General features: G+C 64.6%; 18 protein-coding genes and 1 pseudogene. 7 read left to right on the top strand and 12 right to left on the bottom strand.

Annotated elements, in window-relative coordinates; translation table 11 throughout:
- Positions 1-29 precede the first annotated feature (29 nt).
- Entirely contained in the window at positions 30-1,418 is a 1,389-nt protein-coding gene (locus ACVMDN_RS12985) for a class II 3-deoxy-7-phosphoheptulonate synthase (protein WP_028334252.1), read from the bottom strand.
- A gap of 151 nt (positions 1,419-1,569) precedes the next feature.
- On the opposite strand from ACVMDN_RS12985, the pseudogene ACVMDN_RS12980 reads away from it, so the two are divergent.
- Positions 1,570-2,497 (top strand): annotated as a pseudogene (locus tag ACVMDN_RS12980) (alpha/beta hydrolase family protein).
- 186 nt (positions 2,498-2,683) lie between these two features.
- Here ACVMDN_RS12980 and ACVMDN_RS12975 read toward each other — a convergent pair.
- The 6 genes from ACVMDN_RS12975 to ACVMDN_RS12950 all read right to left on the bottom strand — a co-directional run bounded on the left by ACVMDN_RS12975 (position 2,684) and on the right by ACVMDN_RS12950 (position 7,574).
- A complete protein-coding gene (locus ACVMDN_RS12975) occupies positions 2,684-3,037 on the bottom strand; it encodes a cupin domain-containing protein (RefSeq protein WP_076826452.1) in 354 nt (117 codons plus the stop codon).
- A 57-nt stretch (positions 3,038-3,094) separates the two neighbouring features.
- Entirely contained in the window at positions 3,095-3,304 is a 210-nt protein-coding gene (locus ACVMDN_RS12970; RefSeq protein ID WP_057017262.1) for a DUF2934 domain-containing protein, read from the bottom strand.
- 473 nt (positions 3,305-3,777) lie between these two features.
- Positions 3,778-5,163, bottom strand: coding sequence for a glutathione-disulfide reductase (gene gor / locus ACVMDN_RS12965; protein ID WP_057017261.1), 1,386 nt, complete (start codon positions 5,161-5,163; stop codon positions 3,778-3,780).
- Between the two features lie 216 nt (positions 5,164-5,379).
- Complete coding sequence (locus ACVMDN_RS12960) at positions 5,380-5,910, bottom strand: DUF2059 domain-containing protein (protein WP_057017260.1); 531 nt, start codon at positions 5,908-5,910, stop codon at positions 5,380-5,382.
- 23 nt (positions 5,911-5,933) lie between these two features.
- Complete coding sequence (gene rpiA, locus ACVMDN_RS12955) at positions 5,934-6,632, bottom strand: ribose-5-phosphate isomerase RpiA (protein ID WP_141340543.1); 699 nt, start codon at positions 6,630-6,632, stop codon at positions 5,934-5,936.
- Between the two features lie 108 nt (positions 6,633-6,740).
- Positions 6,741-7,574, bottom strand: coding sequence for an SDR family NAD(P)-dependent oxidoreductase (locus ACVMDN_RS12950; protein ID WP_057017258.1), 834 nt, complete (start codon positions 7,572-7,574; stop codon positions 6,741-6,743).
- 76 nt (positions 7,575-7,650) lie between these two features.
- On the opposite strand from ACVMDN_RS12950, the gene ACVMDN_RS12945 reads away from it, so the two are divergent.
- From ACVMDN_RS12945 to ACVMDN_RS12920, 6 genes are all read left to right on the top strand, one after another.
- Complete coding sequence (locus ACVMDN_RS12945; RefSeq protein ID WP_076826449.1) at positions 7,651-8,331, top strand: HAD hydrolase-like protein; 681 nt, start codon at positions 7,651-7,653, stop codon at positions 8,329-8,331.
- Between the two features lie 161 nt (positions 8,332-8,492).
- Positions 8,493-8,978 (top strand): PEGA domain-containing protein, encoded by a 486-nt coding sequence (locus tag ACVMDN_RS12940; RefSeq protein WP_076826447.1) that lies wholly within the window; start codon positions 8,493-8,495, stop codon positions 8,976-8,978.
- Positions 8,979-9,232: 254 nt separating this feature from the next.
- Entirely contained in the window at positions 9,233-10,267 is a 1,035-nt protein-coding gene (gene moaA / locus ACVMDN_RS12935; protein WP_076826445.1) for a GTP 3',8-cyclase MoaA, read from the top strand.
- A gap of 342 nt (positions 10,268-10,609) precedes the next feature.
- On the top strand, positions 10,610-11,149 hold the full coding sequence (locus ACVMDN_RS12930; protein ID WP_028334243.1) for a TRAP transporter small permease subunit: 540 nt from the start codon (positions 10,610-10,612) through the stop codon (positions 11,147-11,149).
- Entirely contained in the window at positions 11,146-12,747 is a 1,602-nt protein-coding gene (locus ACVMDN_RS12925; protein ID WP_057017254.1) for a TRAP transporter large permease, read from the top strand. Before ACVMDN_RS12930 ends, ACVMDN_RS12925 begins: the two co-directional genes overlap by 4 nt.
- Before the next feature lie 217 nt (positions 12,748-12,964).
- The gene (locus tag ACVMDN_RS12920) at positions 12,965-14,245 is read left to right on the top strand and encodes a M20/M25/M40 family metallo-hydrolase (protein WP_076826444.1); all 1,281 of its coding nucleotides are present in this window, start codon (positions 12,965-12,967) and stop codon (positions 14,243-14,245) included.
- 33 nt (positions 14,246-14,278) lie between these two features.
- Here the strand turns inward: ACVMDN_RS12920 and ACVMDN_RS12915 are convergent, their stop codons facing one another.
- The 5 genes from ACVMDN_RS12915 to ACVMDN_RS12895 all read right to left on the bottom strand — a co-directional run bounded on the left by ACVMDN_RS12915 (position 14,279) and on the right by ACVMDN_RS12895 (position 19,635).
- Positions 14,279-15,607 carry a sensor histidine kinase gene (locus ACVMDN_RS12915; protein WP_141343149.1) on the bottom strand — a complete coding sequence of 443 codons (1,329 nt, stop codon included), beginning with the start codon at positions 15,605-15,607 and terminating at the stop codon, positions 14,279-14,281.
- Positions 15,608-15,609: 2 nt separating this feature from the next.
- Positions 15,610-16,284, bottom strand: coding sequence for a response regulator transcription factor (locus tag ACVMDN_RS12910; RefSeq protein ID WP_028344544.1), 675 nt, complete (start codon positions 16,282-16,284; stop codon positions 15,610-15,612).
- Between the two features lie 388 nt (positions 16,285-16,672).
- Positions 16,673-17,761 carry a TRAP transporter substrate-binding protein gene (locus tag ACVMDN_RS12905; RefSeq protein ID WP_028334238.1) on the bottom strand — a complete coding sequence of 363 codons (1,089 nt, stop codon included), beginning with the start codon at positions 17,759-17,761 and terminating at the stop codon, positions 16,673-16,675.
- Between the two features lie 240 nt (positions 17,762-18,001).
- Positions 18,002-19,090, bottom strand: coding sequence for a TRAP transporter substrate-binding protein (locus ACVMDN_RS12900; RefSeq protein WP_092084399.1), 1,089 nt, complete (start codon positions 19,088-19,090; stop codon positions 18,002-18,004).
- A gap of 308 nt (positions 19,091-19,398) precedes the next feature.
- A complete protein-coding gene (locus ACVMDN_RS12895; protein WP_076826437.1) occupies positions 19,399-19,635 on the bottom strand; it encodes a hypothetical protein in 237 nt (78 codons plus the stop codon).
- Between the last annotated feature and the right edge of the window lie 44 nt (positions 19,636-19,679).

Here is a 19,679-nt window from a genome sequence, read left to right as displayed (position 1 = left end):
GTCACTGCCTGCCCAAGCCACAGCCCCAATCACAACCCCGCAGCGGCCGGCATCGGCTTGACCTTGCCGGCGCGCTCCTGCTTCAGGAGTTCGGCGATCAGGAAGGCCATGTCGATCGACTGTTCGGCATTAAGACGGGGATCGCAGACCGTGTGGTAGCGGTCGTTGAGGTCCTCATCGGTGATGGCGCGCGCGCCGCCGATGCATTCGGTGACGTCCTGTCCGGTCATCTCCAGGTGCACGCCGCCGGCATGGGTGCCTTCGGCAGCGTGGATCTGGAAGAACGACCTCACCTCCGACAGCACGCGATCGAACGGCCGCGTCTTGTAGCCCGAGGTCGAGGTGATGGTGTTGCCGTGCATCGGATCGCACGACCACACCACCTTGCGCCCTTCCCGCTGCACGGCGCGGATCAGGCCTGGCAGATGGTCGCCGACCTTGTCGGCGCCGAACCGGTTGATCAGGGTCAGGCGCCCCGGCTCATCGTCGGGATTGAGGATGTCGATCAGCTTCAACAGTTCGTCCGGCTTCAGCGACGGGCCGCATTTCAGGCCGATCGGGTTCTTGATGCCGCGGAAATATTCGACATGGCCGTGATCGAGCTGACGGGTTCGGTCGCCGATCCAGATCATGTGGCCGGAGGTCGCGTACCAGTCGCCGGTGGTGGAATCGACCCGCGTCATCGCCTGCTCGTAGCCGAGCAGCAGCGCCTCGTGGCTGGTGTAGAAATCGGTGGCGCGCAGCTCGGGATGGCTCTCGAGGTCGAGGCCGCAGGCGCGCATGAAGTTCAGCGCATCCGAGATACGGTCGGCCAGCTCCTTGTAGCGGCGTGATTGCGGCGAATCCTTCAGGAAGCCGAGCATCCACTGATGCACGCTGCCGAGATTGGCGAAACCACCGGTGGCGAACGCGCGCAGCAGGTTCAGCGTCGCGGCGGATTGCCGATAAGCCATCAGCTGGCGCTGCGGATCGGGAATGCGCGCTTCCGGGGTGAAGGCGATGTCGTTGACGATGTCGCCGCGATAGCTCGGCAGCTCGACGTCGCCCTGCTTCTCGGTCGGCGACGAGCGCGGCTTGGCGAACTGGCCGGCGATCCGGCCGACCTTCACCACCGGCAGCGCGCCGGCATAGGTCAGCACGACCGCCATCTGCAACAGGACGCGGAAGAAGTCGCGGATGTTGTTGGCGCCGTGCTCGGCAAAGCTCTCGGCGCAGTCGCCGCCCTGCAGCAGGAAGGCCTCGCCGGCGGCGACCCGCCCCAGCGCCTTCTTCAGGCTGCGCGCCTCGCCCGCGAACACCAGCGGCGGAAAAGTCGCCAGCTGGGCCTCGACATCGGCCAATGCCTTGGCATCGGGATAATCGGGCACCTGCAGCACCTTCTTGGCGCGCCAGCTATCGGGTGTCCACCGCTCGGACATGAGGTCAACTCCTGAGCAAAAACCGCAACTTAATCACGGCATGACGAAAGCCCGGCTTATACACAGGGCTCCGCTTTCCCGCTAGAAGGATTCCTGCAATCTGGTCAAGCCCTTGCAGGGAAATCCGAATTCGCATTTGGTAGAGCATAGCATGAATGCCGGGGAAATCGCCGTGGCCTCCGCCGCGCTGGACGACGTTTTTAGCGACGACATCGTCGTGCCGGCCGCGGACGGCTATCCGCTCGCCGCGACGCTGTTCCTGCCGCGCGGCACGCGGCGTCAGGCCGTGCTGATCAATTCGGCGACTGCCGTGCCCCGCAAGGTCTATCGCGGCTTCGCCGGCTACCTCGCCCGCCGCGGCGCCGCGGTACTGACCTACGACTACCGCGGCACCGGCGGTAGCCGGCCGATGGCGGCGACCGGCCTCAACAAGCCGAAATCACTGGCCGGCTTCAAGGCCACGATGGCGGACTGGGCTGCGCTCGACGCCACCGCGGCGGTGAGCTGGATGCGCGGAGCGCTATCGCAGCCTCCCCTTCGCCTATGTCGGCCACTCCTTCGGCGGCCAGGCGCTCGGGCTGCTTGCCAACAATGCCGAGATCCCGCGCGCGCTCCTGATCGCATCGCAGGCTGCCTATTGGAAGCTGATGGCCTCGCCCGAGCGCTACCGCGTCGTCGCCTTCATGACCGGCGTCGGCCTGCCGCTGGCGCGCACGCTCGGTTACCTCCCCGCTTGGGCCGGCCTCGGCATGGACCTGCCGAGGGGCGCGTTCGAGCAATGGCGGAGCTGGGTGATGCGGGAGCGCTATCTGCTCGATGATGCCACGCTGACAGCGCGCGAGAATTTTCCGAAGTTCAAGGGCAAGCTCCGCGCGCTTGTCATGACCGACGACACCTGGGCAACGCGGCCGGCGGTCGAATTGCTGTGCTCCGCCTTCACGTCGATCACGCCGGAGATCATCTCGATCCGTCCCGCCGACGCCGGCGCAAAAGCGATCGGCCATCTCGGCTTCTTCCGCAGCGACCACCGCGACGCGCTGTGGCGCGGTGCCGCGGAGTGGATTGAGGCGGAGGGATAGACGCGGCACTCTCCGTCGTCGTCCCTGCTTTCGCAATGCGAAAGCAGGGACGACGCCGCATTTATTGCGCTGCTGGTGAGTCATAATTTCGCATTCTCGCGACATGAATCGCGCGAGCTTTGCTCTTCAACTCGGATTCGCGGTCAAGATGATGGGTATCGCTTCGCTCCACCCATCCTGCCAGCCTCACACCACCTTCCGCGGCGCCGCCGTCGCAGCATCGCCCGTGTTCGGTGTCCCGGTCGGCTCGATCAGCAGCAGATGCACCTCTTCCCGCGCGACGGGGCGATGCTCGACGCCTTTCGGCACGATGTACATCTGGCCGGGCGTTAGCGTCACGGTGCGGTCGCGCAGCTCGATGTCGAGGATGCCTTTCAGCACGAGGAAGAAATCGTCGGTGTCGTCGTGCTTGTGCCAGACGAATTCGCCCTGCACCTTTACCACCATGACGTCGCAGGCATTGAATTGCGCCACGGTGCACGGCGACCAGTGATCGCTGAATGTCGACAGTTTCTGCGAAAGATCGATCGCGCCGCTCATGATGCCTCCGGGTCCGGGCCAGCCTGCCGGACTCGTTAGCTCAGCCGCGCGACGCACTCAATGCACGCCCCTCAGCCTCTCCGGATATGTACTCGGCCCATTGTGCCCGTTGATGTCGCAAGGCGCTTCGCCGTTGGTGGCCCGCCGCGCCAGCAGTTCCTTTTCGGCCTGATACCAGAGCTGATCCATCTTGCCCGGCGGCTCGCCGGCGTCCTTCCATAATTCGTAGGCGCGGGTCCGGATCTCCTGCTCGGTTGGGCCTCTCATGCGCGGCTCCCTCAATTTGAGACATCAAACTGTTTGAGAGTGGAACGGACAGCATAGCGCAAGGTTCCAGGGTGCGCGAGACGGCCGCGCGCCGATGGCGCATCGCCTGTGCACAAGCGCCGTTGCGCAGACCATTCGCCGGAAACCGCGTTCGATTTGAGCGCGCGAAGCGGCCCTGAGGAAAAGTCCCGGGTGGATGTGCATGTCAACAAGGGTGCCCTAATTCCCGGGCACGAAGCGCGGCCGTCGGCGCCGGTCTTGCGGAGGCGCGCTACCCCTTCCGAGGTATGAAACCTTTGCCCCGCTTCCGCAGACAAAAACTCATCAGGATTTTGCCAACCTTCCTGGGGCTAGAGACAGCGCCGTCCGCATGTATTTTAAGCGGGCGGCGTTGGGCTGTCAGGCAGGGCTCATTCCCCGTTCCCCATCGCCAGGAGAACACCAGGACGGCAGCGCCGGCCTGCGGGCTACCGCTACTCCGCCGCCTGGCGCACGTGGCGCGCGGTGGGCGTCCGCATCGTCACCAGCTCTTCGGAAGCGGTCGGATGCAGCGCGATGGTGGCGTCGAAATCGGCCTTGGTCGCCTTCATCTTGACGGCGATCGCGACGGCCTGGGTGATTTCGGCGGCGCCATCGCCGACGATGTGGCAGCCGAGCACGCGGTCGCTCGCGCCGTCGACCACGAGCTTCATCAGCACGCGGGTGTCGCGGCCGGACATCGTCGCCTTGATCGGGCGGAAATCGGTCTTGTAGATGTCGACGTGGCTGAACTGCGCCCGCGCCTCCTCTTCCGTCAGACCAACGGTGCCGACCTCCGGCTGCGAGAACACCGCGGTCGGGATCGTGGCGTGGTCGACCTCGACCGGGCGCTTGCCGAACACCGTGTCGGCGAAGGCATGGCCCTCGCGGATCGCAACCGGGGTCAGATTGGTGCGGTGGGTGACGTCGCCGACCGCATAGATGTTGTCGACCGAGGTCTTCGACCAGCCGTCGACCTGGATGCCGCCATTGGCGGGATTGATGGCGACGCCGGCGGTCTCAAGCCCGAGATTGGCGACATTGGGATGCCGGCCGATCGCGAACATCACCTGGTCGGAGGCGATGCTCGAGCCGCTCGACAGGTGCGTGGTGAAGTCACGGCCGTGCTTGTCGACCTTCGCCACCGTGCAGCCGGTGATGATGGTGATGCCGCGCTTCTCCATCTCGGCGCGGACATGCTTGCGCACGTCCTCGTCGAAGCCGCGCAGGATGTTGTCGCCGCGATAGATTACCGTGACGTCGGAGCCGAAGCCGGCGAAGATGCCGGCGAATTCCAGCGCGATGTAGCCGCCGCCCTGGATCACGATCCGCTTCGGCAGCTCCTTGAGGTGAAACGCCTCGTTGGAGGAGATCACGTGCTCGATGCCGGGCACGATCGGCCCGTGATTGGGCGCGCCGCCGGTCGCGATCAGGATGTACTTCGCCGTCACCTTCTCGCCGGTGGCGAGTCTGATGGTGTGGGCATCCTCAAGCACCGCGCGGGTCTTCGCGATCCGTGCGCCCGACTTCTCGACGTTGGTGGTGTAGGCGCCCTCGAGCCGGGCGATCTCCTTGTCCTTGTTGGCGACGAGAGTGGCCCAGTCGAACGAGACCTGCCCGATGCTCCAGCCGAAGCCGGCCGCGTCCTCGATCTCGTCGTGGACGTGGCTGCCGATCACGAACAGCTTCTTCGGCACGCAGCCGCGGATCACGCAGGTGCCGCCCATCCGGTACTCTTCGGCGACCATGACCTTCGCACCGTAACCCGCGGCGATGCGGGCGGCACGAACGCCGCCCGAACCACCACCGATGACAAACAGGTCGACGTCAAACTCGGCCATGGTAAATCTCAGCTCTAATCGCCGGAATTCGGCTTGATCAACTGCTTTCCCTCAGCTTGAGGGCATCTAGTCTTTCACCGCCGTCATTGCGAGGAGCGATAGCGACGAAGCAATCCATCTCTCCGCTTGTGGGACAATGGATTGCTTCGCTTCGCTCGCAATGACGTAGATTAGTGCGGCGCACTCAACTTGACGCCCGTCATGCTGAGGCGTCGTTTAGATATCCTTGCCGCGCTTCTTCATCTCGGCCTTGAACTGGGCGTTGACGATCACGCCAAACTGCTGCGCCCACTGCTGCATATATTGCAGCGAATCGTTGATTGCCTTGGGCTCAGAGGTCAGAAGCTTCTGACCGAGCGGCGTCTTGTAGAAGATCACGAGATCCTTCAGCTCCTGCTCGGTGAACTCGGCGGCGTAGAGCTGCGCCATGCCTTCGCCGATTTCCTTCTCACTGCCACCCAGGTTCTTGGCGATGACGAGCGCGACCTCGTTGAGGTCCTTCTGGTAGTTGAGGTATTGCTGGAGCAGACCGGTCTTGGTCTTCTCGATGATTCCAGGAACGGCGCCGGCATACATCACCTGCACGTTCTTCATCTGAAGGATTTCCTTGGCGTACCCAATCGCCGCGGGGGTCGACTGCTTGACCTGGGGCATGGGAGGCAGCTGCGGCTGCTGCGCCATCGCCGGTGCGAGCGCCAGTCCAGCCGCCAGCGCCGCAGCCGACAAAAGTCCCGAAAAACGATTCATTCCAAGTCTCCTTGCTTGCGGCCTCATGGCCGTTCAACAACCCGAATTCCCTGCACGCCGGCCAGCACGGCGACGCTGCCAAGCCCGATGAACAGGCCGTGTTCGACCACGCCCGGAATCACGCTGAGCAAACCGGCAAGACGCGGCGGATCGCCGATCCGGCCGAGATGGGCATCGACGATCCAGTGGCCGCCATCGGTGACAAAAACGTGACCGTCCTTGCCCTGACGGACCAGCATTTCGCCGGATACGCCGGCCTCTGAAAACGCCCGCGCCATCGCGGCCTGGGTCGCGGCGAGCCCGAACGGGATCACCTCGACCGGCAACGGAAAGCGGCCGAGCACGTCGACCCATTTGCTGTCGTCGGCGATCACGATCATGCGATCACTGGCGGCCGCGACGATCTTCTCGCGCAGCAGCGCCCCGCCGCCGCCCTTGATCAGGTTGAGCGCCGGATCGATCTCGTCGGCGCCGTCGATGGTGAGGTCGAGATGGTCGATCTCGTCCAGCGTGGTCAGCGGAATGCCGCAGCGGATCGCATCCGCGCGGGTCGCTTCCGAGGTCGGCACGCCGATCACCTTCATGCCCGACCGGACCTTCTCGCCGAGCAGCTCGACGAAATGCTTCGCGGTCGATCCGGTGCCGAGCCCGAGCTTCATGCCGTCGCGCACCTCTTCGAGCGCGCGCGCCGCCGCCTGGCGTTTCAGTGCGTCCATGTCCACGTGCCGATAGCCCCTCGGTTGGTCCGTTACGGGCCGCCATCGGGTGGCCCGGCGGGCGCATATCTAGCGTCGTTTTGCAGGCAGGAATAGCGGCAAGCGGACCAGTCTTTAGGCCGAAACGGCGTCCATCGCGGCCAAAATCGCCGAAAAGCGCTGTTCGACCTCGGCCCGCATCCCGGGGTGGGTGAAAATGTAGAACTGGTCGTCGCGGATCGCGGCCAGCACATGTCCTGCAACCGACGCCGGATCGAGACCGGCCTCCAGGCGTCGCGCGATCTCGGCGACGACAGCGGCCATCGGGCTTGCCGGATCGAGCTGACGGGTCGGGCCGTACTGCTCCGGGCGGTTGCGCCCGCTCTCGCCGATCCGGGTCCGCACAAAGCTCGGACAGAGCACGCTGACGCCGATCCCGAGCGGCCTGAGCTGCATGGCGAGCCCTTCGGACAGGCTGACGACGGCGAACTTGGTCGCCGAATACGGGCTCAAGCCAAGCCCGGCATTCATCCCGGCCATCGAAGCCGTATTGACGATATGGCCACCCTCGCCGTGCCCGCGGATGTGCGGCAGGAAGCTCCTGATGCCGTGCACGACGCCCATCAGATTGACGTCGATCACCCAGCGCCAGTCGTCGACCGAGATCGGGTCAATGCCGCCGCCGGCCGCGACGCCGGCATTGTTGCAGACGACATGGACCTTGCCGAAGGCGCGGAACGACGCCTCCGCCGCGCGATCGACGCTTAGGGGATCGGCAACGTCGCAGACCACGCCATGAGCATCCGCGCCGCCGGCGCGCAGCGCATCGACGGCCTTGTCCAGCGGACCGGCTTCAATGTCGGCGAGCATCACCTTCATGCCCTCGCGAGCAAAGGCGGTTGCCATCGCCAGTCCGATTCCGCTGGCCGCGCCGGTGACGAAAGCGGCTTTTCCGGCAAGTTCCCGCATCTCAGCCTCCCCTATCTCATGACGTGCCCACATCTACTCTTGCATCGCAGCGCCCGGCCCGATAGCCAAAAGCATCATGTCCGCCGCCTCTCCCCCCATCGTCGTATTCGATCTCGACGGCACGCTGGTCGACACCGCGCCCGATCTGATCGGCGCGCTGAACCATGTGCTCGACCGCGAGGGCCTGCGGCCGGTGCCGCTGGCGGCCGCGCGCAGCATGATCGGCGCCGGCGCCCGCAAGCTGCTCGAACGCGGGCTCGAGGTGGAAGGACGCGCGGTCAGCGTCGGTGACCTCGACCGCTTGACCGCGGATTTCGTCGACTATTATGCCGAGCATATCGCCGACGGCTCGCGACCGTTCGACGGGCTCGAGGCCGCGCTCGACCGGCTCGAAGCAAAGGGCCATCGCTTTGCGGTGTGCACCAACAAGCTGGAATGGCTGTCGAAGCTGCTGCTCGACCGGCTCGGCCTGACCAAGCGCTTCGCCGCGATCTGCGGCGCCGATACCTTCGGCATCGCAAAACCCGATCCGACGTTCCTGCGCGAGACGGTGGCCCGCGCCGGCGGCCGGCTGCCCGGCGCCATCATGGTCGGCGATGCTGGCCCCGATGTCGGGGTCGCAAGGCGCGCCCAGGTCCCGGTGATCGGCGTCGATTTTGGCTATACCGACGTTCCGATGACCGAGCTGAAGCCGGACCGGCTGATCAGCCATATGCGCGATCTGCCGGACGCCGTCGCCAGCCTGAGCGCGGCATAAACTTTCCGCAACACACTGATATCGCTTGGCAATATTTAGCCATGCGATTCCACCATTAACCATCCTTTAACGAGCAGGCCCCCCGCTGTTGCGCCTCTGTTCCGACGCACCTATGGTCCGCTCCGGGGATTGTGGCTGATTGCCGCAGTAGAGTGTGGATCATGCGTCGTATCATCGTGATTGCGGCCGCCGGGCTGAGCCTGGCCGGCTGCTCCTCCTTCTCATTGGATTCGTTCAAGTCGGCGCCGCCGCCGATGCCGGTTCAGCTGGATTCAAACCCGCCGGGCGCCGACGCCGTGACCTCGCTCGGACCGGGCTGCAAGACGCCCTGCACCGTGTCGATCCCGGCGCCGGAGACCAACTTCTCCGTCACCTTCAACATGCCGAAGTTCCAGCCGGCGACCGTTCCGGTCACCGTGACCCGCGTTCCCGGCGACTTCACCACGCCGGCCACCACGACGCTGGATCCCAGTCCGGTGTTCGCCGAGTTGCAGCCGGCCGGACCGCCGCCGCGCGCGGCGAAGAAGCCGATACGGAAGAAGAAGCCGAAACCGGCTGCCGCTGCGGCGCCTGCCGCCGCTCCGGACTCCGCGTTCCCCGCCCCGAGCGCGGCTGCGCCGGCGCCGGCCGCCGCGCCGTCGCGCTAGCGCGGGCGGCCGAACCGCATTTGCACTGCACAAGAGCCCGGCCCAAAGCCGGTTTTTGTATTTGGTCGAGACACATCCGCGATTGCGATCCTACATCGCGCGATCTGCCTCGCCTATCGCTTTGCATGTTGCGGATCATCCATACGATCATCCCTTGGGACGCATTGTGACAACGCGCCAACATGCATAGATTGCGGATGCCGGAGCCGATCACGGCGCGGCAGGCAGGAAACAGATTGCAAGGCCCGAACTGAATGAACGGATCCACGCAAGCACATTCCGACACGCTGTTTCGTCCGATGACCGATCCGTTCGGCCGGACCATCCGTTATTTGCGCGTCTCCGTCACCGACCGCTGCGACCTGCGCTGCTTCTACTGCATGTCGGAAGACATGACCTTCCTGCCGAAGGCCGATCTCTTGACGCTGGAAGAGCTCGACCGGCTCTGCTCGGCGTTCGTCGCCAAGGGCGTGCGCAAGATTCGCCTCACCGGCGGCGAGCCGCTGGTCCGCCGCAACGTGATGGGCCTGGTGCGCTCGCTGTCGCGGCATCTGACCACGGGCGCACTCGACGAATTGACGCTGACCACCAACGGTTCGCAGCTGGCGCGCTTCGCCCAGGAGCTGGCCGATTGCGGCGTGCGCCGCGTCAACGTCTCGCTCGACACCCTCGACCCCGTAAAATTCCGGGCCGTCACCCGCTGGGGCGACATCGACAAGGTGCTGTCGGGCATCGAGGCGGCGCGGTCGGCGGGGCTCGCGGTCAAGATCAACGCGGTCGCGCTGAAGAACATGAACGAGGACGAGATTCCGGCGCTGATGGAATGGGCGCACGGCAAGGGCATGGGCCTCACCTTGATCGAGGTGATGCCGATGGGCGACATCGGCGAAGGCCGGATCGATCAGTACGTGCCGCTGTCCTTGATGCGCGCGCGGCTCGAGAAGCACTACACGCTGACCGATCTGTCCGACGACACCGGCGGCCCCGCCCGCTACGCCCGGGTCGCCGAGACCGGCGGCAAGCTCGGCTTCATCACGCCGATGACCCATAATTTCTGCGAATCCTGCAACCGGGTGCGGATCACCTGCACCGGCACGCTGCACACCTGCCTCGGCCACGAGGACGCCTCCGACCTGCGCCGGCCGCTGCGTGCCTCCGCCGACAACGATTTGCTGGCGGCGGCCATCGACCGGGCCATCGGACTGAAGCCGAAGGGGCACGATTTCATCATCGACCGCCGCCACAACCGTCCGAGCGTCAGCCGCCACATGAGCGTGACCGGCGGCTAGTCTTCAAGCTCCCTTCCGACGCGCGGCCTGTCCCCCGATTACCAAGGCGGGACAACAGTTTGCCGCGGCGTCAATTTGTCCATTTTCCGATTGACGGCGTTCCATGGCGCTGATTTGGTGAATCAGCTTTCACGCTAGTCTGGCCAGCATAGGCCGCTGCCCTCCGTCGGCTCCTGCCGACGATTCCCGGCAGCCAAGAACGGCTGAAGCGGATTTCGGGGGAGGACGAACGTTTGCAACTGCTCCTGAAAGTGAGCCGTGGCTCCGTGCGCATGCGCGCGGCGGCCAGATGATGCTTGAAGAGATATTCGGCGCGCGGATGGCGCGACCGTGGAGATCGTGATGCGCCCATTGTTGGCATTAAGTCAGGCCATCGACCAACTCAACGAGAAGATCGGCTACATCTGCAACCTGCTGGTGCTGATCTCGTGCCTGGTCAGCGCCGGCAACGCCATGATCCGCTACGCGTTCAGCTACTCGTCGAACGGCTGGCTCGAGGCGCAGTGGTACATGTTCGCGATCCTCGTGATGTTCGGCGCCTCCTACACCTTCAAGCGCAACGAGCATGTCCGCGTCGAGATCATGTATCTGATGCTGTCCGAACGCGGCCAGCTCTGGCTCGACCTGATCGGAACGCTGTTCTTCCTGATCCCGGCCTGCCTCCTGCTCGCCTATCTGTCATGGCCGTTCTTCTACCAGGCCTATGCAGTCGGCGAGATGAGCGGCAACGCCGGCGGCCTGCTGCGCTGGCCGATCAAGTTCGTTATCCCGTCCGGCTTCGTGATGCTTGCGCTGCAAGGCGTCTCAGAGGTGATCAAGCGGATCGCCGCGCTGCAGGGCTACGTGACCATCGACGCGAAGTATGAGAGGCCGACTCAATGATCACGCTGGAGATGATGCCGCCACTGATGTTCGGCGGCCTGATCGTAGCGATGCTGATCGGTTATCCGGTGGCGTTCACGCTCGCCGCGGTCGGCCTGTCGTTCGGGTTCCTCTCGATCTATCTCGGCTTCTTCGACCTCAACTTCCTGCAGGCGATCCCGGGCCGCATCTTCGGCAGCGTGCTGTCCAACGAGCTGCTGCTGGCGATCCCTTTCTTCACCTTCATGGGCGCGATATTGGAGAGATGCGGGCTCGCCGAGGACATGCTGGATTCGATGGGCCAGCTGTTCGGCCCGATCCGCGGCGGCCTCGGCTATTCCGTGATCATCGTCGGCTTCATCCTCGGCGCCATCACCGGCACGGTGGCAGCGCAGGTGATCGCGATGGCGCTGATCTCGATGCCGGTGATGATCCGCTACGGCTACAACATCCGCTACATCACCGGCGTGCTCGCCGCCTCCGGCACCATCACGCAACTTGTCCCTCCCTCTCTCGTCCTGATCGTGCTCGCCGACCAGCTCGGCAAGTCGGTCGGCGACATGTATCTCGGCGCCTGGGGCCCATCGGTGTTCCAGATCCTGCTGTTCGCCGGCTACACCTTCCTGCTCGGCATCTTCAAGCCGAGCCATGTGCCGGCGGTGCCGATCGAGGCGCGCACGCTGACCGGGTGGGCGCTGTGGAAGAAGTGCCTGCTCGGCATCATCCCCTCGGCGGTACTGATCTTCGTCGTGCTCGGCACCATGATGATGGGCCTTGCGACCCCGACGGAAGCCGGCGCCATGGGCGCGGTCGGCGCCATCGTGCTCGCCGCCATCCACCACAAGGATTTCAGCGCCACCGGCAACAAGGTGCTGATGGTCGGTGTGATCGCCGGCGGCATCGGCACCATCATCGCGATGCTCTACAGCGAGAACCTGCTCTTCAAGCTCGCCTTCGCGATCACCTACGCCGCGGTGGTCTGGATCTGCCTCGAGGCCGTCAAGATCCCGGACCTGCGCGACCTGATCAAGCAGGGCTACGAGACCACCATGCGGATCACCTGCATGGTCACCTTCATCCTGATCGGCTCGACCTGCTTCTCGGTCGTGTTCCTCGGCGTATCCGGCGGCACCTGGCTGGAGCACCATCTGACCTCGCTGCCCGGCGGCGTCTGGGGCTTCCTGATCTTCATCAACCTGTTCATCTTCTTCCTGGCGTTCTTCCTCGACTTCTTCGAGATCGCCTTCATCATCCTGCCGATGGTCGCGCCGATCGCGCAGAAGGTGCTGGCGCCGGTGGTCGGCCCCGACGCCGCGCTGATCTGGTTCGGCGTGATGCTCTGCGTCAACATGCAGACCTCGTTCCTGCATCCGCCATTCGGCTTCGCGCTGTTCTATCTGCGCGGCGTGGCGCCCAAGGAAGTGAAGAGCTCGGACATCTACTGGGGCGCAATGCCGTGGATCGGCTTGCAGGCGATCATGGTGGCGCTGGTGATCGCGTTCCCGGTCGTCGTCACCGGACTGCTCGACAAGCCGCTCGATGTCGACCTCAACAAGGTCAAGATCGAGGTGCCGCAGATCGACCTGCCGCCGCTCGACTTCGGACAGCCGAAACAGTAGCCCGGCATCAGCGCATTCGGCGTGCCCAGAGCATTTCGGTTCTGATTAAATCAGAACCGAAGCCCTGGATTCTCGTTTTGTCGCGTTTTCTTCACGCGAACCGGCGTCCACTTCGCTCGAAAACGCTCGCGGGCGCGAGGCACGCCGCTGTTGACGGCACCGGCGAGGCCTGTGAAGACGGGGATACGGATCGTCCTCCAACTCACAGATCGCCGCCATGCCCCAATTGCATCCCGCCCGCTCGCTCATTCGCCCGCTGATGCTGTCGCTTGGTCTGGCGCTTGCCGCGCCCGCAGCGCATGCAGCCGACATTCGCGCGCTGGCGCAACAGGAACAGCAGCCGCTGCTCGACACCCTGCGCGACCTCGTGCAGATCGAATCCGGCAGCAAGGACATCGAGGGCCTGAACCAGCTCGCCGAGCGAATCGCCGGCCAGCTCAAGCAGCTCGGCGGCACGGTCGATATCCTGCAGACCACCGATATCTACCGCCTCGACGACACGCCGGAGAAGATCGGTCCCGCCGTGCAGGCCGTCTTCAAGGGCACGGGCAGCGCGAAGATCATGCTGATCGCGCACATGGATACGGTGTATCTCAAGGGCATGCTGAAGGACCAACCCTTCCGCATCGATGGCGACAAGGCCTATGGGCTCGGCATTGCCGATGACAAGCAGGGCGTCGCCACCATCCTCCACGCCGTGGCGTTGCTGCAGAAGCTGAACTTCAAAAATTACGGCACGCTCACCGTGCTGATCAATGGCGACGAGGAGATCTCTTCGCCCGGCTGGCGCAGCACCATCACCCGCCTCGCCGCGGAACAGGATGCCGTGTTCTCGTTCGAGGGCGGCGGCACCGACGGCACGCTGCGCCTCGCCACCAGCGGCATCGGCTCGGCCTACCTCACGGTGCACGGCAAGTCGTCGCATGCCGGCGCCAGGCCCGAAGGCGGCGTGAATGCGCTCTATGAGCTGTCACACCAGGTGCTGCAGATGAAGGACCTGTCCAAGCCGGAGCAGGGCCTGAAGCTGAACTGGACGGTGTCCAAGTCCGGCACCAACCGCAACGTGATCCCCGCCGAAGCCACCGCCCAGGCCGATGCGCGCGCGCTCAAAATGGCGGATTTCGACGAGCTCGAGAAAGCCCTGCAGGACAGGATCAAGAACCGCCTGCTGCCGGACTCCGGGGTGGACGTGAAGTTCGAGGTGCGCCGCCCCCCGCTCGAAGCCAGCGACGCCTCGCGCCGCGTGGCCGGCCACGGCAAGACGATTTATCAGGAACTCGGCATGGCGCTGAACGTGGCCGAGCGGGCCACCGGCGGCGGCACCGACGCGGCATTTGCCGCCCTCAAGACCAAGGGCGCCGTGGTGGAAGGCATGGGCCTGTCGGGCTTCGGCGCGCACTCCAACGATGTGGAATACGTGCAGATCAACAGCATCGTGCCGCGCCTCTATTTGACCACGCGCATGATCATGGATCTGTCCGACGGCAAGGTGAAGTAGACCGGCAAGGCCGCGGCGCGTTCGCGGGCCGGCTCAGGACGCCGCCGGCTCCGCCTTGGCGAGGCGGAAGCGCAGCGTGAACTGGGCGCCGCCGGACGGCAGGTTCTCCACCCTCACCGTCGCATCGTGATCGTCGACGACGCCGCGCACGATCGAGAGCCCGAGCCCCGCGCCGTCGGTGCGCTGGCGATCGCTGCGCCAGAAGCGCTGGAAGATCAGGCCCTGCTCGGCGGGCGCAATTCCCGGCCCGCAGTCGCGCACCTGCACCGAACCGTTGTCGTGCACCTCGACATCGACCGAAGTCCTCTCGGCGGTGTACTTGATGGCGTTCTCCGCCAGATTGAAGATGGCCCGCTGCAGCATCTCCGCATTGCCCCTGACCTGCACCGGACTGTCGGTGCCGCGCAACGCGATATCTTTCCGCTGCGCCAGCGCGTAGGGCGCGATCGAGCCGACCACCTCGGCGCACACCGCGCGCAAATCCGCGGTCTCGCCGGGATCCAGCACCAGCGTGTCGAGCTCGGCGATCTCGAGCAGCTGGCTGACGATGCGGCTCATGCTCTCGATGTCGGCATGCAGCTCCCTGGTCCCCTTGGCCGCATCGAGCGTTTCGATTCGGGTCCTGAGGATCGCAAGCGGCGTGCGCAGCTGATGCGCGGCATCGGCCGTGAACTGGCGCTGCACGTGAAAGCCTTCCTCAAGGCGATCGAACGCCTGGTTGACGGCGGTCACCAGCGGCAGGATCTCGCTTGGAATCCCCTCCGTCGGGAGGCGGATATCGGTCCTTGCCGGCCCGATGCTTCTCGCCTCCTCCGAGGCCCGCAACAGCGGTGTCACCGCGCGGCGGAAGATCAGGATGTCGGTGGCAAGCAGGATCAGAAGGATCGGGATGGTGATCCAGCCGACCCGCCGAAAGAAATTGGAGACGATGTCGTCGATGATGACGTCGCGATGCGACAGGTCCTCGGCGACCAGGATGCGCAGCGTCTGGCCGCCGAGCAGCTTGGTGACGCTGGCACCGGAAATCCGGTTGGCGGACGCCGGCAGTCGCGGCGCCTCGCGATGCGACGAAAACAGCAGGTGACCGTCGGCATCGTAGATGTCGTAGCGGTAGCGGCCATAGGCGTCGGAATAGAGTCCCTTCAGGCTGTCCGGCAGGTTGAGTTGCACCTTGCCCGCGGCATCGACCGAGAGGTTCTGGCCGAGATCGGCGGCCTGGTCGCGCATCGCTTCGCGATGCAGCTGATTGATCTCCGAATTCAACAGCCACAGCAGCAGCAGCGGCAGGAAGATCGCCGCGACCGCGACCGCCACGATGTGCAGGAACACGATCCGCGACGTCAGCGACTTGAAGCGGAACACGCCTACTTCTCCTCCGCCATCAGATAACCGACGCCCCGAATGGTATGAATGATGACCCTGGCGCGGTGCTCGGTGAGCAGCTTGCGCAGCCGCGACACGTAGACCTCGACCGCGTTCGAGGCGACCTCGCCGGACAGGCCGAAGATGTGGTCCTCGACATTCTTCTTCGGCACCACCCGCCCCTGCCGTCGCAACAGGATCTCCAGCACCGACGTCTCGCGCGCCGAGAACACGTGCGGAGCGCCGTCGACGAACACCTGCTTGCTCTCGGTGTCGTAGACCAGATTGGCGAGCTTCAGCGAGGAGCCGAGCAGCTGGCCGGGCCGGCGCAGGATGGCTTCGAGCCGCGCCACCAGCTCCTCCAGCGCGAACGGCTTCGCCAGATAGTCGTCCGCGCCGCTGCGCAGGCCGCTGACCCGATCCTGCAGGCCGCCCCGCGCGGTCAGCACCAGGACCGGCAGCGGATCGGTCTTGCGGCGAAGCTCCGACAACACCGACAAGCCATCGCCGTCGGGCAGACCGAGATCGAGGATCATGGCGGCATAACTGACGCTGCGCAGCGCATCGCGCGCCTCGGCAACGCTGTTGACGACATCGGACTCATATCCCGCCGCCATCAGCCCGCTGGCGAGCAGCCGCGAGAGCTCGACATTGTCCTCGACGATCAGAAGGCGCATCGCAGCAATCCTGACTTCATTCAATCGATCTTCTGCTTGCTGTCGTCAAAACAAGACGCATGCGAAGGTGACGTCTCGATGGCGACACAAGCGCATGTTGCTCCAGCTCGTGTTACTGCCCTGAAAACAGATACCGCCTCCCCGCTGCAATCAAAATCTACGCCAGGCGCCTGTGATTGCGCCCGTGTAAGGCTGACGTCAGCTAGCCATGATAACATAACGGATTGCGCGTTCGCGCCCGGAGATCGAGAACTGGCAGCTGCCGCCACGGCCAGCGACCGGCGGTCATGCGTCTTCGCAAGCCGCGTCGCGCCGGGCCGCGATCGCGGCATGGAAAAAGCCCCGGCGCTTTCGCTCCGAGGCTGATTTCCTGTCCAGCTCGCAGCAATCACGCCTGCGAATGGCGCGCCATGAAATTGTCGTAGCCGACCTCGGCGACCTGGAACCATTGATAGCCGTTGTTGGAGAACGAGGTCAGCGAGTCATAGACCTTCTTGAAGTTGGCGTTGGTCGCGGAAACCTCGGCATGCAGCTCCTTGGCGGCCTTGAAGGAAGCTTCCATCACCGCAGGCGGGAACGGACGCAGCTTGGTGCCGACCGCGAGCAGCTTCTTCAGTGCGATCGGATTGGCCTGGTCGTAGCGCGCCATCATCCAGTTGTTGGCGAGATGGCCGGCCTGCTCGAGCACGAACTGATAATGCTTCGGCAGCGCGTTCCACTTGTCGAGATTGATCATCGCCACCAGCATGGGGCCGCCTTCCCACCAGCCGGGGAAGTAATAGTTCGGCGCGACCTTGTAGAAGCCGAGCTTCTCGTCGTCGTAGGGACCAACCCACTCGGCCGCATCGATGGTGCCCTTCTCGAGCGCCGGATAGATGTCGCCGCCGGCGAGCTGCTGCGGCACCGCGCCGAGCTTCTGCATCACCTTGCCGGCAAAGCCGCCGATGCGGAATTTGAGGCCCTTGAGATCGTCGACGCTGTTGATCTCCTTGCGGAACCAGCCACCCATCTGGCAGCCGGTGTTGCCGGCGAGCAGCGAGGTGACGTTGTAGCTCTTGTAGAACTCGTTGAGCAGGTCCTTGCCGCCGCCCAGCATGAACCAGGCCTGGTTGAGGCGCATGTTGGGCCCGAACGGCACCGCCGAGCCGAAGGTGAAGGTCGGGTCCTTGCCGAAATAATAATAGGGCGCGGTGTGCCCCATCTCGACGGTGCCGTTCTGCACGGCGTCGAGCACCTGCAGGCCCGGCACGATCTCGCCCGCGGCAAAGGTCTGGATCTGGAATTTGTTGTCGGTGGCTTCACCGACCGCCTTCGCCATCAGCTCGGCGCCGCCGTGCAGCGTGTCGAGCGACTTCGGCCAGCTCGTCGTCAAGCGCCACTTGAGCTCCGGCATCGACTGCGCGATCGCGGGAGCTGCGACCGTGGCGGCGCCGGCGACGCCCAGACCCGTGACCTTGATGAAATCTCTTCGCTTCATTTGAATCCTGCCCTGTTCGATTGTGTTGTCCGAGCGTCGACTGCTTTCGATCGTCGCGCCGCTTTTCTTTTTGCCGTCATGACCGGTGACCGATCACACGCCGCCTTCGTGCCGAGGCTTCGGATGCGAGCATGGAGCATCCCCTTCACGAATGCCAGACGCAAAAAACCCGGCCTCCTTGCGGAGGCCGGGCAATGCGTTCGCGTCGCGCGAACGCTCGTCCAAAAGGCTAGACGCCGATCAGCCGCGGGTGCGCGAGCGGATCATGAAGCTGTCGAAGGTGTATTCGGCGACCTGCCACCACAGATACTGGTCGGAGCGGTACGCCTGCATGGCCTCGATCGATTTCTTGAAGTCGGCATTCTTGGCCGAGATTTCACCCCACAGCTCGTTGGTCGCCTTGAGGCAGGCCTCGAGCACCTCGTTGGTGAACGGACGCAGCTGCGTGCCGCCGGCAACCAGCCGCTTCAGCGCGGAGGGGTTCTGCATGTCGTAGCGCGCGGCCATCCAGCTGTTGGCGTTGGCGGCGCCGTTGGCCAGGATCGCCTGGTAGTTCTTCGGCAGCGCGTTCCACTTCTCCAGGTTGACGAAGGAGTGCACGGTCGGACCGCCTTCCCAGAAGCCCGGATAGTAGTAGTACTTGGCGACCTTCTGGAAGCCGAGTTTCTCGTCGTCATAGGGACCGACCCACTCGGCCGCGTCGATGGTGCCCTTTTCGAGCGCCGGATAGATGTCGCCGCCGGCGAGCTGCTGCGGCACCACGCCGACCTTCTGCAGCACCTGGCCGGCAATGCCGCCGATGCGCATCTTCAGGCCCGACATGTCGGCGACGGTCTTGATCTCCTTGCGGAACCAGCCGCCCATCTGGGTGCCGGTGTTGCCGGTCGGGAAACCGATCACGCCGAACTTCTTGAAGAACTCGTTGCCGAGCTCCTGGCCACCGCCCTGATACCACCAGGAGTTCTGCATGCGGGCATTGAGACCGAACGGCACCGACGCGTAGATCGCGAAGGTCGGGTCCTTGCCGACATAGTAGTAGGCGACGGTGTGCGACATCTCGACCGTGCCGTTGGAGGTCGCGTCCAGCGCCTGCAGGCCGGGGACGACTTCGCCCGCCGCGAACACCTGGATCTGGAACTTGTTGTCGGTCATTTCGGCGACGTACTTCGACAGCTCGACGGCACCGCCATAGATGGTGTCCAGCGACTTCGGGAAGCTCGAGGTCAGGCGCCACTTGATTTCAGGCGAGGACTGCGCGATCGCCGGCGCGGCAACCGCCGTCGCGGCAGCACCGGCCGCAGAAACTTTCAAAAAATCACGACGCTTCATCGTAAGACTTCTCCTTCAGGGGCGTTTCCCAGTGACCGCAAGCAGTTCTCCGGCAGCCGCGTGAAAGGCTTGCCGAGGCGCTCTGGGTCGGCCCTTTAACACGGAAGGCGGCGTCACGGAAACGCGACAATGGCATGACCGCGCCAATTAAACGAAAGTCTGATGAGGCTGGAAATCAGCCGGAAAATGCGCCTTCAGGCAGCGACGATGACGCCTGGCAGGTGGCCGCGGAGCTGCCGCCGACCGCGCGGTAAATCGCCGCGTGCGGACCGTCCGGCCCGCTCTCAACCGTCGGGTTACCGGAGCTATCAGCGCCGCGTCGTCGCCCGCGCCTTCTTGGCTTGATCAGCCAAATACCGCCCGCGCCGGATCCAGCTTTGCGCGGTTGTCTTGCTGACACCATACGTCTTGGCGATCACCTCGGCGGCCTCGCCGATCGAGTCGGATTTCTTGGCCATGTTGAATGCCAGCCGGGAGGCCTCTGCGCGCTTCTCCCGCGTCAGATGTTTGCGGTGCTGTTTGTTTGCTTCGCGTGATGCTGCCATGTCGATGGTCGCCTCACGGCCCCTTCCCGCAGTTTGGTTTCACC

Source organism: Bradyrhizobium sp. USDA 4510, assembly GCF_054059095.1.
Note: the sequence above shows the minus strand (reverse complement) of the source record. Positions and strands in the feature narration are given on the sequence as shown.

Bases quoted from the DNA above. Each gene is read 5' to 3' on its own strand.
- gor (WP_057017261.1), bottom strand. From the start codon at position 5,163: ATGGCCGAGTTTGACGTCGACCTGTTTGTCATCGGTGGTGGTTCGGGC.
- moaA (WP_076826445.1), top strand. From the start codon at position 9,233: ATGAACGGATCCACGCAAGCACATTCCGACACGCTGTTTCGTCCGATG.
- ACVMDN_RS12970 (WP_057017262.1), bottom strand. From the start codon at position 3,304: ATGAGAGGCCCAACCGAGCAGGAGATCCGGACCCGCGCCTACGAATTA.
- ACVMDN_RS12925 (WP_057017254.1), top strand. From the start codon at position 11,146: ATGATCACGCTGGAGATGATGCCGCCACTGATGTTCGGCGGCCTGATC.
- ACVMDN_RS12960 (WP_057017260.1), bottom strand. From the start codon at position 5,910: ATGAATCGTTTTTCGGGACTTTTGTCGGCTGCGGCGCTGGCGGCTGGA.
- ACVMDN_RS12905 (WP_028334238.1), bottom strand. From the start codon at position 17,761: ATGAAGCGAAGAGATTTCATCAAGGTCACGGGTCTGGGCGTCGCCGGC.
- ACVMDN_RS12940 (WP_076826447.1), top strand. From the start codon at position 8,493: ATGCGTCGTATCATCGTGATTGCGGCCGCCGGGCTGAGCCTGGCCGGC.
- ACVMDN_RS12895 (WP_076826437.1), bottom strand. From the start codon at position 19,635: ATGGCAGCATCACGCGAAGCAAACAAACAGCACCGCAAACATCTGACG.
- ACVMDN_RS12975 (WP_076826452.1), bottom strand. From the start codon at position 3,037: ATGAGCGGCGCGATCGATCTTTCGCAGAAACTGTCGACATTCAGCGAT.
- ACVMDN_RS12900 (WP_092084399.1), bottom strand. From the start codon at position 19,090: ATGAAGCGTCGTGATTTTTTGAAAGTTTCTGCGGCCGGTGCTGCCGCG.
- ACVMDN_RS12930 (WP_028334243.1), top strand. From the start codon at position 10,610: ATGCGCCCATTGTTGGCATTAAGTCAGGCCATCGACCAACTCAACGAG.
- ACVMDN_RS12985 (WP_028334252.1), bottom strand. From the start codon at position 1,418: ATGTCCGAGCGGTGGACACCCGATAGCTGGCGCGCCAAGAAGGTGCTG.
- ACVMDN_RS12945 (WP_076826449.1), top strand. From the start codon at position 7,651: ATGTCCGCCGCCTCTCCCCCCATCGTCGTATTCGATCTCGACGGCACG.
- ACVMDN_RS12910 (WP_028344544.1), bottom strand. From the start codon at position 16,284: ATGCGCCTTCTGATCGTCGAGGACAATGTCGAGCTCTCGCGGCTGCTC.
- ACVMDN_RS12950 (WP_057017258.1), bottom strand. From the start codon at position 7,574: ATGCGGGAACTTGCCGGAAAAGCCGCTTTCGTCACCGGCGCGGCCAGC.
- ACVMDN_RS12920 (WP_076826444.1), top strand. From the start codon at position 12,965: ATGCCCCAATTGCATCCCGCCCGCTCGCTCATTCGCCCGCTGATGCTG.